The organism is Meridianimarinicoccus sp. MJW13 (assembly GCF_014901205.1).
Classification (GTDB): Bacteria; Pseudomonadota; Alphaproteobacteria; order Rhodobacterales; family Rhodobacteraceae; genus Meridianimarinicoccus.
On sequence record NZ_JACNMU010000006.1, the window covers coordinates 153,283 to 165,819 of the forward strand.

The 12,537-nt window shown below is 62.9% G+C and carries 13 protein-coding genes and 1 tRNA gene; 8 read left to right on the forward strand and 6 right to left on the reverse strand.

Going from position 1 to position 12,537, the window contains the following annotated elements; genetic code table 11:
• Window positions 1-25: 25 nt before the first annotated feature.
• The 6 genes from H8B03_RS12320 to infC all read left to right on the forward strand — a co-directional run bounded on the left by H8B03_RS12320 (window position 26) and on the right by infC (window position 4,915).
• Entirely contained in the window at window positions 26-334 is a 309-nt protein-coding gene (locus H8B03_RS12320) for a DUF2849 domain-containing protein (protein WP_193142178.1), read from the forward strand.
• 23 nt (window positions 335-357) lie between these two features.
• Window positions 358-2,034 (forward strand): nitrite/sulfite reductase, encoded by a 1,677-nt coding sequence (locus H8B03_RS12325; RefSeq protein ID WP_193142179.1) that lies wholly within the window; start codon window positions 358-360, stop codon window positions 2,032-2,034.
• A complete protein-coding gene (locus H8B03_RS12330; RefSeq protein ID WP_193142338.1) occupies window positions 2,024-2,785 on the forward strand; it encodes a phosphoadenylyl-sulfate reductase in 762 nt (253 codons plus the stop codon). The genes H8B03_RS12325 and H8B03_RS12330 overlap by 11 nt, the downstream gene beginning before the upstream one ends.
• Window positions 2,776-3,195 carry a DUF934 domain-containing protein gene (locus H8B03_RS12335; RefSeq protein WP_193142180.1) on the forward strand — a complete coding sequence of 140 codons (420 nt, stop codon included), beginning with the start codon at window positions 2,776-2,778 and terminating at the stop codon, window positions 3,193-3,195. Before H8B03_RS12330 ends, H8B03_RS12335 begins: the two co-directional genes overlap by 10 nt.
• 67 nt (window positions 3,196-3,262) lie before the next feature.
• Window positions 3,263-4,102, forward strand: coding sequence for a ferredoxin--NADP reductase (locus H8B03_RS12340; protein ID WP_193142181.1), 840 nt, complete (start codon window positions 3,263-3,265; stop codon window positions 4,100-4,102).
• A 267-nt stretch (window positions 4,103-4,369) separates the two neighbouring features.
• Window positions 4,370-4,915 (forward strand): translation initiation factor IF-3, encoded by a 546-nt coding sequence (gene infC, locus H8B03_RS12345; protein ID WP_193142329.1) that lies wholly within the window; start codon window positions 4,370-4,372, stop codon window positions 4,913-4,915.
• Between the two features lie 74 nt (window positions 4,916-4,989).
• Here infC and rnd read toward each other — a convergent pair whose 3' ends face one another.
• The 3 genes from rnd to purM all read right to left on the reverse strand — a co-directional run bounded on the left by rnd (window position 4,990) and on the right by purM (window position 7,894).
• Complete coding sequence (rnd, locus tag H8B03_RS12350) at window positions 4,990-6,147, reverse strand: ribonuclease D (protein WP_193142182.1); 1,158 nt, start codon at window positions 6,145-6,147, stop codon at window positions 4,990-4,992.
• A gap of 95 nt (window positions 6,148-6,242) precedes the next feature.
• On the reverse strand, window positions 6,243-6,848 hold the full coding sequence (gene purN / locus H8B03_RS12355) for a phosphoribosylglycinamide formyltransferase (protein ID WP_193142183.1): 606 nt from the start codon (window positions 6,846-6,848) through the stop codon (window positions 6,243-6,245).
• Entirely contained in the window at window positions 6,845-7,894 is a 1,050-nt protein-coding gene (gene purM / locus H8B03_RS12360; RefSeq protein ID WP_193142184.1) for a phosphoribosylformylglycinamidine cyclo-ligase, read from the reverse strand. Before purM ends, purN begins: the two co-directional genes overlap by 4 nt.
• A 131-nt stretch (window positions 7,895-8,025) precedes the next feature.
• On the opposite strand from purM, the gene H8B03_RS12365 reads away from it, so the two are divergent.
• A tRNA-Ile gene (locus H8B03_RS12365) sits at window positions 8,026-8,102 on the forward strand.
• 33 nt (window positions 8,103-8,135) lie between these two features.
• On the opposite strand, the gene H8B03_RS12370 is transcribed toward H8B03_RS12365, so the two are convergent.
• Both H8B03_RS12370 and H8B03_RS12375 read right to left on the reverse strand, forming a co-directional pair.
• A complete protein-coding gene (locus tag H8B03_RS12370; RefSeq protein ID WP_193142185.1) occupies window positions 8,136-8,384 on the reverse strand; it encodes a hypothetical protein in 249 nt (82 codons plus the stop codon).
• Between the two features lie 35 nt (window positions 8,385-8,419).
• Entirely contained in the window at window positions 8,420-10,273 is a 1,854-nt protein-coding gene (locus H8B03_RS12375) for a Na/Pi cotransporter family protein (protein WP_193142186.1), read from the reverse strand.
• A 182-nt stretch (window positions 10,274-10,455) separates the two neighbouring features.
• Here H8B03_RS12375 and H8B03_RS12380 point away from each other — a divergent pair, with 182 nt between their 5' ends.
• Window positions 10,456-11,262, forward strand: coding sequence for a VPLPA-CTERM sorting domain-containing protein (locus tag H8B03_RS12380; protein WP_193142187.1), 807 nt, complete (start codon window positions 10,456-10,458; stop codon window positions 11,260-11,262).
• A 54-nt stretch (window positions 11,263-11,316) separates the two neighbouring features.
• Here H8B03_RS12380 and nqrF read toward each other — a convergent pair whose 3' ends face one another.
• Complete coding sequence (gene nqrF / locus H8B03_RS12385) at window positions 11,317-12,537, reverse strand: NADH:ubiquinone reductase (Na(+)-transporting) subunit F (RefSeq protein ID WP_193142188.1); 1,221 nt, start codon at window positions 12,535-12,537, stop codon at window positions 11,317-11,319.

Sequence of the window (12,537 nt, forward strand, 5' to 3'; positions counted from 1 at the left end):
AGATCTCTCAGAAGGACATGATCCAATGAGCCGCAAGTTCACCCCCAAGGTCATCACCGCCAACGATCTGCGCGACGGCGACGTGGTCTATCTGACCGCAGACGACCGCTGGAGCCGCGACCACGCCGAGGCCGAGCTGATCGAGGACGAGGCCCATGCCGAGATCCGCCTGATCGACGCCTCGCGTCAGGGCGACATCATCGTCGGCGCCTATCTGGCCGACGCCCGTTCCGGTGCCAATGGTCCCGAGCCGGTGCACTTCCGCGAAGTGTTCCGCGCCAAGGGCCCGTCCAACTATCGCCACGGCAAGCAGGCTTTCGAAGCCCGCGCCTGAGCCCCCGTCCAGGAGAGTCCCAGATGTATACCTACAACGAGTTCGACGAAGCCTTCGTACGCTCCCGGGTGGCCCAGTTCCGTGGACAGGTGGAACGCCGTCTTGACGGTTCGCTGACCGAGGAAGAATTCCGCCCTCTGCGCCTGATGAATGGCCTGTACCTGCAACTGCACGCCTACATGCTGCGGGTTGCCATTCCCTATGGCACGCTGGACAGCGCCAAGCTGCGCCAGTTGGCTTATCTGGCCGATACTTATGACAAGGGCTATGGCCATTTCACCACCCGCCAGAACATCCAGTACAACTGGCCCAAACTGGACGACGTGCCGGACATGCTCGACGCGCTGGCCGACGTGGGAATGCACGCCATCCAGACCAGCGGCAACACCATCCGCAATGTGACCTCGGATCATTTCGCCGGTGCCGCCGCTGACGAGATCGCTGATCCGCGCCCGGTGGCCGAACTGCTGCGGCAATGGTCCACCGATCACCCGGAATTCCAGTTCCTGCCGCGCAAGTTCAAGATCGCCATCACCGGCAGCCCCACCGACCGCGCCGTCACCAAGGCCCATGACATCGGGCTGCGCATGGTGCGCAACGACGCCGGGGAAGCGGGCTTCGAAGTGATCGTCGGTGGCGGTCTGGGCCGCACCCCGATGGTCGGCAAGGTGATCCGGGATTTCCTGCCGCAAGCCGACCTGCTGCCCTATTGCGAGGCCATCGTCAGCGTCTACAACCTGCTGGGTCGTCGCGACAACAAGTACAAGGCGCGCATCAAGATCACCGTGCACGAAAACGGTCTGGACAAGATCCGCGATCTGGTCGAGGCACGCTTCGCCGAGATCCGCCCGGCCTTCTCGGGCATCGATCAGGAACATCTGGCGGCCATTGAGGCGCAATTCGCGGCCCCCGCGTTCAAGCAGGCCGATACCGAGGCCTTCGACAAGGCCTATGACACCGACCCGGTGTTCCGGTCCTGGGTCGACACCAACCTGACCGCGCACAAGGCCGAGGGTTACGCCATCGTCACCGTGTCGCTGAAAGCCCACGGCGAAACGCCTGGCGATGCGACCTCGGCCCAGATGCGCCTGCTGGCCGATCTGGCGGCCAAATACGCCCATGACGAGCTGCGCATCAGCCACGAGCAGAACGTGGTGCTGCCGCACGTGCACAAGTCCGACCTGCCCGCCCTGCACGCCGCCCTGCGCAGCGCCGGTCTGGGCACCGCCAACGTCGGGCTGGCGTCGGACATCATCGCCTGCCCCGGCATGGACTATTGCGCGCTGGCCACCGCCCGCTCGATCCCCGTGGCGCAGAAGATCGCCGAACGTGTGGACGCGCTGAAGATCGAACACGAAGTGGGCGCGCTGAAGATCAAGATCTCGGGCTGCATCAATGCCTGCGGCCATCACCACGTGGGCCATATCGGCATCCTTGGTCTGGATCGCGCCGGTGTCGAGAACTACCAGATCACACTGGGCGGCGATGGCACCGAGACCGCCGCCATCGGCACCCGCACCGGCCCCGGTTTCGCCTATGACGAGATCGTCCCGGCCATCGAGCGCCTGCTGCTGGCCTATCTGGAAGAGCGCCTCTCGGCCGAAGAAACCTTTCTGGAAACCTATCGCCGCGTTGGCATGGCGCCCTTCAAGACCGCGCTGTACGGCGAGGAACAGGGGAGCCGGGCGCGTGCCGCTTGAAGCCCCCCTCGCCCCGGTGGCAGAGCGCGTCGCGCATCTGAACCGCCGCTACAAGCACCACTCGGCCACTGCCGTACTGGAGCGCGCGCTCTCCGACCCACAGGTCGGAAGCGTGGCCATGGTCTCCAGCTTCGGTGCGGAATCGGTGGCGCTGCTGCATCTGGTGGCGGTGATCGACCGCACCACGCCGGTGTTGTTCATCGACACGATGATGCTGTTTCCCGAAACGCTGGACTACCAGCGTGACGTGGCCGAAAAGCTGGGCCTGACCGATCTGCGCATCATCCGCGCGCGGGCGGTCGACCTGGCCACCCATGATCGCGACAACACCCTGCACACGCGCGATACCGACGCCTGCTGCGACCTGCGCAAGACCCAGCCGCTGGAAAACGCGCTGGACGGGTTCGATGCCTGGATCACCGGACGCAAGCGCTTCCAGTCCGGCACCCGCGCGGCGCTGGACTTTTTCGAGGCTGACGGCGACACGCGGCTGAAGATCAATCCGCTGGCCCATTGGGCGCCGCAGGATGTGCAGGACTACATGATCAACAACCGCCTGCCCCGGCATCCGCTGGTGGCGCGGGGTTATCCCTCGATCGGCTGTGCGCCCTGCACCAGCCCGGTCAAGCCCGGCGAAGATCCCCGTTCGGGACGCTGGCGCGGAGAGCAAAAGGAAGAATGCGGGATCCATATCGTGGACGGCAAGATCGTCCGGGGCCCCCTGAAGCAAGGAAACGTCGCATGCGCGTGATTGTCACCGATACCGGCTTTGCCGGCGAAGACTGGACCCATGGCTTTGTTGCCGCCGCCGATCTGGAAGACCGGCATTCCGCGGCCTCGCTGGCCGTGGACCTGTCCAGCGATGCCAACCCCGAAGACCTGCGTGCGCATCTGGCCACCATCGACCTGATCCGCGTGGATTTCCCCAGCTTCGCCGATGGCCGGGGCTTCACCCTGGCCCGGCGCCTGCGCACCATGGGATTTGCGGGACGGCTGCGCGCCAAGGGCCATGTGCTGGCCGATCAATACGCCATGGCGCGCCGGTCGGGCTTTGACGAGGTCGAGATCGACGAAACTCTGGCCAAACGCCAGCCGGCAGATCAATGGGCTTTCCGCGCCGACTGGACCGCCCACGACTATCAGTCGCGCCTGCGCGCCTGATCTGCCCTAGGAAACACATCGCAAAACGGTTATGGGAGAGCCGGGCCAACGCCCGGCTTCAACAGTAATGAATGAACAGATCAAAGTGACCGACGCAACACCGATCAAAACCCTGCCCGACGCCCAGACCGTTCTGGATGTGGAGCACTACACCGACCGTCTGTTCCGCTTTCGCGTGACCCGGCCGCAGACCCTGCGCTTCCGCTCGGGCGAATTCGTGATGATCGGCCTGATGGGCGATCCCGATCCCAAGACCGGCCGCCAGAAGCCGCTGCTGCGCGCCTACTCCATCGCCTCGCCGTCCTGGGACGACGAGTTGGAGTTCTATTCGATCAAGGTGCAGGACGGGCCGCTGACCTCGAAGCTGCAGCACATCCAGCCCGGCGATCAGATCATCCTGCGGCCCAAGCCCGTGGGCACGCTGGTGCATGACGCCCTGCTGCCCGGCAAGCGGCTGTGGTTCTTCTCGACCGGCACCGGCTTTGCGCCCTTCGCTTCGCTGCTGCGCGACCCGCAGACCTATGAGGACTATGATCAGATCATCGTCACCCATACCTGCCGCGAAGTGGCTGAGCTGACCTATTCCAAGAACCTTATCCAGAATCTGCACGAAGACGAGATGATGCAGGAACTGCTGGGCGACGGTCTGAAAAAGCTGGTCTACTATCCGACCACAACCCGCGAAGACAGCCCCAAGATGGGCCGGATCACCGATCTTCTTGAGAACGGCACGCTGTTCAAGGATCTCGGCATTGACGGTCTTTCGGCAGAGACCGACCGGGCCATGGTCTGCGGCTCGATGGGGCTGAACCTGGACATCAAGCGCATTCTTGAAGGCCACGGCCTGCGCGAAGGTGCCAATTCCGAACCCGCCGAATACGTGGTCGAAAAGGCTTTCGTCGGCTGATCCACGCCGCATTTGATCCCATCAGGGGCGTCCCGTCGGGGCGCCCTTTTGCTGTGCCCGCTGCCGGTGATGACGATTCGCGTGCCCCGCGAACGCCGGGTCATGGCACCTGCATTCCGCCCTTGTCGGGCTTTCCCGGTACAGCCACGCCAGAAAGCGGCCGAAGCCCGTGTTTCTCAAGGGGTTCGGACGAAAATGGTCCTTGCGTCATTGGGGCTTGGGACGTAATCTGCGGCCTCGCATTTGAGCTGTTGAAGGAACGACAAAATAGCCCGCAGACCCCACAACGCCCCGCCGCAACGTGACACTGGCCCCCGCGTAAACGACCGCATCCGAGCGGCCGAGATACGACTGATTGGAGCCGAAGGTGAGAACGTGGGCCTGACCACGCCCACGCGCGGGATGGAACTGGCCGCCCGTGCCGGTCTGGATCTGGTCGAGATCTCCCCCAATGCCACGCCGCCGGTCTGCAAGATCATGGATTTCGGCAAGTTCAAGTATGAACAGCAGAAACGTGAGAGCGAAGCGCGCAAGAAGCAGAAGGTGATCGAGGTCAAGGAAGTCAAATTCCGTCCCAACACCGACACGCATGACTATGAAGTCAAGATGCGCAACGTCTACAAGTTCCTGGAGAACGGCGACAAGGTGAAGATCACCCTGCGCTTCCGGGGCCGCGAGATGGCGCACCAGAACCTTGGTCGCGAACTGCTGCATCGCGTGGCCGAAGACGTCAAGGAACTGGGCAAGGTCGAAAACATGCCCAAGATGGAAGGCCGCCAGATGGTCATGATGATCGGGCCGCTGCCCAAGTGATCCTTGCGCCCTGACCAGACAGGAAAGCCCGGCAATTGCCGGGCTTTTTCATTTCAGAGACGATGTCGCCGGCGTCAGAGCGCGATGATCTTGACCGCGGTTCCCTTGGCCGTCAGCGCGATCTTCTCGTCGCATAGCAGCATCGCATCCTTGCCGAAGACCTCGTTGCGCCAGCCGCGCAGGGCACCCACGTCCCGCTCGCCCGCGGCGATCAGATCCAGGTCCGAAGTCGTTGCGATCATTTTCTGGGCCACCCCCGCTTCCTCGGACTTGGCCTTCAGCAGCACCCGAAGAAGATCGGCCACCGCAGGGTTGACCAAGAGTTTCTCGCGCGAACGGTCGGGTTTGGGCGCATCTTCCGGGGCCATCGCGACCCCCTTTTTCACCGCCGCCATGATCCCTTCGGAAATCGGCCCCTTGCGGGCGTCGCGCAGCAGCAGCCGAAGTTTCGACAGATCGCCGGGCGACTGCGGTTTGGCCGAGGCCAGTTCCACAAGCGCGTCATCCTTGAACACCCGGTTGCGCGGCACGTTGTTGGACTGCGCATAGCTTTCGCGGAATTCGGCCAGCGTCTGCACGACGGCCATGAACCGGCCCGACGTGGTGCGCGTCTTGACCCGCCGCCAGGCCTCGGACGGCTGAATTTCATAGGTTTCGGGCTGGGTCAGCGTGGTGATCTCTTCGGTCACCCAGGCCTCGCGTCCCTTCTTCTTCAGTTGCGCCGCAAGTTCCTCGTAGATCACCCGCAGATGGGTCACATCGGCCAGGGCATAGGTCTTCTGCGCATCCGACAGGGGCCGGCGGCTCCAATCCGTGAAGCGTGAGGACTTGTCCACGGATTCGCGCGCGATCTTCTTGACCAGCGTCTCATAGCCCACCTGCTCTCCAAAGCCGCAGACCATGGCCGCGACCTGGGTGTCAAACAGAGGATCGGGAAACACCTTGCCATCGAACCAGAAGATCTCCAGATCCTGCCGCGCGGCGTGGAACACCTTGACCACCGAAGTGTCGCGGAACAGATCGTACAGCGGCTCCAGCGACAGTTCCTTCGACAACGGATCCACCAGAACCGCGTTCTCGTCGCCCTCGCCCGGATAGGCCAGTTGCACAAGGCACAGCTGGGAATAGTAGGTCCGTTCGCGAAGGAACTCGGTGTCGATCGTGACATATGGATGTTGCGCGGCTTCCTTGCAGAAGTCGGACAACTCTTGCGTCGTCAGAAGTGTTCTCATTACTGGCAGTCTGGTCCCTGGTTACAGGCCCGCCAGCATAGTGTGACATTGGTCAATGGCAATGCGTCACGCTTGCGCCGGTAACCTTTGGCCGTTCAGGCGTTGGCGGCCGACAGCAGGATCGGGGTGCGGTCGCCGGTGGCATAGCGGCGCAAGACCACCGGGTAGAGTTGATGCTCCAGCGGCAGCACGCGGGCGGCCAGCGTGTCGGGCGTGTCGCCGGGCAACACCGGCAGCCGCGCCTGCCCCAGGATCGGGCCACCGTCCAGTTCTGCCGTGACCTCGTGCACGGAACAGCCGTGTTCGGCATCGCCCGCATCCAGCGCGCGGGCGTGGGTGTGCAGGCCCTTGTATTTTGGCAGCAGCGAGGGGTGGATATTCAGCATCCGCCCGGCCCAGTGCCCGACGAAACAAGGCGTCAGCACGCGCATGAAGCCGGCCAGACAGACCAGATCGGCCCCGGCGGCCTCGATCGCGGCCGTCACTTCAGCCTCGAAGCCCTCGCGGTCGGTGCCATAGGGCTTATGATCCACCACCGCCGTGGTGATCCCCAGATCGGCCGCCTTCTGCAAGCCGCCCGCATCGGGGCGGTTGGACAGCACCAGCACGGGCCGCGCCGGGTGATCGCCGGTCATCGACCGGACCAACGACACCATGTTGGAGCCGCCGCCCGAAATCAGGATGGCAACCTTTCGCGTCACGCCAGGGTTCCGGTATACCGCACGCCCGCACCCGGCACGACCTGGCCCAGCCGGTAAACGGTTTCGCCTGCCTCGGACAGCACCGCCTGCAGGGTGTCTGCCTGATCCTTGTCCACCACCAGCACCATGCCGATCCCGGCATTGAAGGTCTTCAGGATCTCTGCGATCTCGATCCGTCCTTCGGCCGCGAGCCATGCGAAGATGTCCGGCAAGGTCCAGGCCGACAGATCGACTTCGGCCCCCAGTCCGTCGGGCAGAACCCGCGGCAGGTTCTCGGTCAGGCCGCCGCCGGTGATATGGGCCAGCCCGTGCACACCGCCCGAATGGATCGCGGCCAGTGCCGGCTGCACGTACAGGCGTGTGGGCGCCAGCAGCGCCTCGCCCAACGACTGTTCCGGGTCAAACGGCGCGGGATCGTCCCAGCCCAGTCCCGCACGTTCCACGATGGCACGTACCAGAGAATAACCGTTGGAATGCACCCCGTCCGAGGCCAGCCCCAGCAGAACGTCGCCTTCGACCACACCCTCGGGCAGGCTCTGGCCGCGCTCCATGGCGCCGACGGCAAACCCTGCAAGATCGAAATCGCCCGCCGCATACATGCCCGGCATCTCGGCGGTCTCGCCGCCGATCAGTGCCGCGCCCGCGCCCTTGCAGCCCGCCGCGATGCCTTCGATGATCGTGGCCGCCGCATCGGTGTCCAGCTTGCCTGAGGCGAAATAGTCCAGGAAGAACAGTGGCTCGGCGCCCTGGCACACCAGGTCGTTGACGCACATCGCCACAAGATCGATGCCGATGGTGTCGACCATGCCGGTGTCGATGGCGATCCGCAGCTTGGTGCCCACGCCATCGGTGGCAGCCACCAGCACCGGGTCAGAATAGCCCGCAGCCTTGAGGTCGAACAGCGCGCCGAAACCGCCCAGCCCGGCCATCACGCCGGGTCGGTTGGTGGCCTTGGCGGCGGGCTTGATCCGCTCTACCAGCGCGTTTCCGGCGTCAATATCCACACCAGCCTGCGCATAGGTCAGGGCATCTTTGCCAGCGCTCATATCCGTGATCCTTTCAAGGCGTTTTCTGCGCCTGCCCGTACCGCAATGGGACCGAAAAGGAAAGCCACAGACCGCCCCTGCGCATCGCTTGACGCGGCATCGCCATCTGGTAGGGATAGCCACGCCATTGGGGGCCTGTAGCTCAATTGGTTAGAGCAGAGCGCTCATAACGCTTTGGTTGCGGGTTCAAGTCCTGCCGGGCCTACCATCGACACCGTGCCGCCAGCGGCCGTGCCCGATGTCAGGCGACTTCCTTCAACAGCCACTCGGCCCGCTCGATATGCTTGCGGGCAACGCGCAGCTTGCGCTTCAACCTGTCCTTGTCGCGGCTGCCATGCGCATGATCCAGCTTGTCTTTCAGATCCGCTTCCTTGCGGCGCAAACGGTCCAGAACGCGTTCGACGTGTTGCGGCTTGATCTTGTCCGCCTTGCCCTGTTTGACGCGGTCACGATAGGCTTCGACCCGTCCGGCTAGTTTCTTGAGCCCCATGATCTTCCTCCCGACCAGACCTCCCGACTGACAGTCTAGCCGGGTTCTGTGACAGTTTTGTTGGCCTCGCCGGAATCGTCCTGCGACAAGGTTTCGTCCGTATCGGATTCGTCCAGTTCATCGTCTTCCAGAACCAGCAGCCCCTCGACCTCGGCCAAGGCTGCATCCTGTTCTGCGTACAGTCCTTGCGCAACGGCGATCAGTTCGCGCATGGCATCATAGGCGTAGGTCGAATCGTTCAGGAAGGACGTGGCCGCCAGCGGTGCCAGTTGGCGGCTGCGGATCAGCGCGTCGATGCGGCGGGTGCGCGAGCGGGCGTCTTCCTCGATCTCGGCGCGCTCCTGATCCAGCCAGAGCGAACTGCGGTCGCCGGGTTCAGATTTGGCCAGCGCGTCGATCTCGACCAGGATACGGGCGATCTCGGCCCGCAACTCGTCGTAGATCGTGGTGACGGTGCCCTGCGGGTGCGTCGTGTAGCGATCGATGTTCTTGTGCAGGTGTTTGACCGATTTGACCGCGGCGACGATGCTGTTGGCGACCTCGCGCAGCATCTGGATCCTGTCGGTCATCGCGGAACTGGTCTTGTCGTCGCCCGCGCGCGAGACATAGTCGACGATGGCCGAATGCAGGGTCTTGATCCGCCGTTCGTAGTCAAGCGCAAGGTCCAGATCCACCTGGGTGCGGTTGTCGCGCACCACCGCCTCCAGATCCTTGTTCGAGAACACTTCGTCGCGTGGCAGGTTCAGCCCTTTCAGGATCAACGCCACGGCGTTGTCGTACAGATGGATGACCTCGTTGCGCAGGGCCGGTTCCAGGGTCTGCGGGAACTCGGCCACCGAGGCGTTCAGGAAATGCGGCTGGCTGACGCCGGGCATCTTGTCCGAGATGCGATGCTCCAGGAACCGCACGAGGCGGTTCAGCATCGGCAGCATCATCGCCACGCCCATGACATTGAAGATCGTATGGAACACCGCGAGTTTCAGCGCGTAGTCATCCTCTGCGATCCCGACCAGCCCGGCGATGGCATCCACCACTTCACGCAGGGGAACGATCAGGGCCAAGGCCACAACCGCCGTGGTGACGTTGAAGATCAGATGCGCCAGTGCCAGTCGCTGCCCCTGGTAATTGGCCCCAAGGGCCCCCAGCACCGCCGTCACCGTGGTGCCGATGTTGGAGCCGATGGCCAGAGCCAGCGCGTTTTCATAAGTGATCTGCCCCGCTGACAGGGCCGTCAGGATCAGAACCATCGTGGCATGGCTGGACTGCATCACCACCGTCGCGGCGGTGCCCACCAGTGTATAGACCGCCAGCCCCAGCACCCCGGCCAGCGCGAATTTCGACAGGTCGATCTGGGCGCTGACCGCGTCGAAGCCTTCCTTCATGTAGTGGATGCCGAGGAACAGGAACCCCATGCCCGCCAGCACATAACCCGCCCCGCGCAGCAGCTTGTTCTTCTGGAACACCAGCACGATGCTGAATGCCAGCATCGGCATGGCATAGGCCGAGATATTGACCTTCAGCCCCAGCCCCGCCACCAGCCAGGCGCCGGTGGTGGTGCCGATATTGGCGCCCAGAATGATCCCCACCCCGCCGATCAGCGAGATCAGCCCGGCACTGAGGAAGGAAATCGTCAGCACCGACACCAGCGAACTGGATTGCAGCATGGTGGTGGAGACGATGCCGAACAGCAGCGCCCGTGGTGTGGACCTGGTCGCCCCGGCCAGCATCCGTTCCAGCATGCCGCCGCCAAGCGCCTTGAAGCCGTCCTCCAGCATCATCATGCCAAACAGGAAGATCGCCACACCAGCGGCGATGGTCTGAACGTCGGAGCTTTGCCAGAAGGCGAAGATCAGGATCAGAAGGGCGGCCGGCAGGAACAGGCGTTTCACGTCATATGCTTTGACTTTTGAACAGGGGCTTTGCGACAAGCTTAGCACCGGGATGCGCACCCGAACCATCCCCCTGTTCCCGCCGTGTCGCCGCAGCAACCCAGACTTCGTGAGATAACCCCCTGATTGTGTTACCCTGAGGCGCAACGCGGATCCACATACTCCGCGAAATGGGGGACCAGATGAGAAAACACGGACCGATGTTGTTTGCGGTGGCACTGGCCTGTGTCGGCGCAGGCACGGCACACGCCAGCAGCCACAATTTTGAAATAGATGCCGAAATTCCGGCAGAAGTCGGGAAAGGTGCAAATGGCAAAGTCCTGATCGAATTCCGCTACAACAAGAAAAGATACACCGGGAAGGCGGATATCCATTCGGGCATGACGAAGGCGGACAAGGCAAAGGCGGTCAAGGACGCCATCGACAATGCAGAAACATTCACAGGGAAAAAACCGACGGGCGTTACTGCAACGGTCAACGGCACCAAGGTCGAGATGCATGCGCCTCATGCGAAAATCCTGAAATTCAAGACGATCAAGCTCAAGGAATCCGACACGATCACCGAAATCACCTATGATCTGATGAACGTTGAAACCGGTCGCAAGAAGCTCAGCTACCGCTTTACCGACACCGTCGTCACCGGCTATCTGGCCAGCGTCGGCTTTGCCAGCTTCCTCGGGTCTTTGACCCATTCGATCCAACTGTCACCGGGTACGACCGGGGCGCAGGCGACCGCCTTGTTCGACAGCTATTTTGCCTCGAATGCCAGCGGACTGGCGGCCATCGGGTTGGCACCGGTCACCGGGTCATCGGGATATGGAGTGGTGCAGACCCTTGCCGCCTATCCCTTCGACACGCCGCTGTCGATCACCGGGGATGGGGAAAGCCTTGAGCTAGGGATTGCGGAGGTTCCGCTGCCCGCGCCCGTCGTATTGATGATGGGGGCCCTTGTCGGGCTGGGGGCGCTGCGCTTGCGCCGCCGCGCCTGAGCAAAAAAAACGCCCCCGAAACCGGGGGCGTTTTCAATTCGGGCTGTGCTGCGGTTATCCGCCGAAGTCGTCCAGCATGATGTCTTCCCGGTCCACGCCAAGATCCAGCAGCATGTTGATGACCGACTGGTTCATGATGGGCGGACCACACATGTAGTATTCGCAGTCTTCCGGCGCGGGATGGTTCTTCAGATACTCGTCGAACAGAACGTTGTGGATGAAGCCGGTATAGCCGGTCCATTCGTCCTCGGGCAGCGCGTCCGACAGGGCAACGTGCCATTCGAAGTTCGGGTTCTCGGCGGCCAGACCGTCGAAATCCTCCACATAGAACATCTCGCGCTTGGAACGGGCGCCGTACCAGAAGCTGATCTTGCGCTTGGTCTTCAGGCGCTTGAGCTGGTCGAAGATGTGGCTGCGCATCGGCGCCATGCCGGCCCCGCCACCCACGAAGATCATTTCCTTTTCGGTGTCGCGGGCGAAGAATTCGCCGAACGGACCCGAAATGGTGACCTCGTCGCCGGGTTTCAGGTTGAAGATGTAGGACGACATCTTGCCCGCCGGAATGCCGGAGGAGCCCGGCGGCGGCGAAGCGATCCGGACGTTGAGCATGATGATGCCCTCTTCCTCCGGATAGTTGGCCATCGAATAGGCGCGCTCGACCGCTTCATCGACTTTCGAATTCACGTCCCAGATTTTGAAGCGGTCCCAGTCAGGGTGGTACTCTTCATCGACGTCGAATTCCTTGTACGACAATTCGTATGGTGGGCATTCGATCTGGATATAGCCCCCGGCGCGGAAGTTGACATGTTCGCCGCTGGGCAGTTCCAGCACCAGTTCCTTGATGAAGGTCGCGACGTTGTCGTTGGACCGCACCTTGCAGCGCCATTTCTTGACGCCGAAGACCTCTTCGGGAACCTCGATCTCCATGTCCTGCTTGACCGCCACCTGGCACGACAGACGGTCGCCGCAGGCGGCCTCGCGCTTGGTGATATGGCCTTCCTCGGTGGGCAGGATCGACCCGCCCCCGGAATGCACCCGCACCCGGCACTGGGCACAGGTGCCGCCGCCGCCGCAGGCCGAGGGGACGAACAGCTTTTCCGCCGCAAGGGTCTGCAACAGCTTGCCCCCCGCCGGAACCGAGATCGTCTTTTCGCCGTTGATGGTGATGTTCACATCCCCGGTCGACACAAGGCGCGACCGGGCCAGAAGGATCACGGTGACCAGGGCCAGCACGATGATCGTGAACAGGAAAACGCCGAGAGTAAACGTTGCCAT

Excerpts from the sequence above, each read along its gene's own strand:
- H8B03_RS12320 (WP_193142178.1), top strand. The coding sequence starts at position 26 with ATGAGCCGCAAGTTCACCCCCAAGGTCATCACCGCCAACGATCTGCGC.
- H8B03_RS12325 (WP_193142179.1), top strand. The coding sequence starts at position 358 with ATGTATACCTACAACGAGTTCGACGAAGCCTTCGTACGCTCCCGGGTG.
- H8B03_RS12335 (WP_193142180.1), top strand. The coding sequence starts at position 2,776 with ATGCGCGTGATTGTCACCGATACCGGCTTTGCCGGCGAAGACTGGACC.
- H8B03_RS12340 (WP_193142181.1), top strand. The coding sequence starts at position 3,263 with ATGAATGAACAGATCAAAGTGACCGACGCAACACCGATCAAAACCCTG.
- rnd (WP_193142182.1), bottom strand. The coding sequence starts at position 6,147 with ATGAGAACACTTCTGACGACGCAAGAGTTGTCCGACTTCTGCAAGGAA.
- purM (WP_193142184.1), bottom strand. The coding sequence starts at position 7,894 with ATGAGCGCTGGCAAAGATGCCCTGACCTATGCGCAGGCTGGTGTGGAT.
- H8B03_RS12370 (WP_193142185.1), bottom strand. The coding sequence starts at position 8,384 with ATGGGGCTCAAGAAACTAGCCGGACGGGTCGAAGCCTATCGTGACCGC.
- H8B03_RS12380 (WP_193142187.1), top strand. The coding sequence starts at position 10,456 with ATGAGAAAACACGGACCGATGTTGTTTGCGGTGGCACTGGCCTGTGTC.
- nqrF (WP_193142188.1), bottom strand. The coding sequence starts at position 12,537 with ATGGCAACGTTTACTCTCGGCGTTTTCCTGTTCACGATCATCGTGCTG.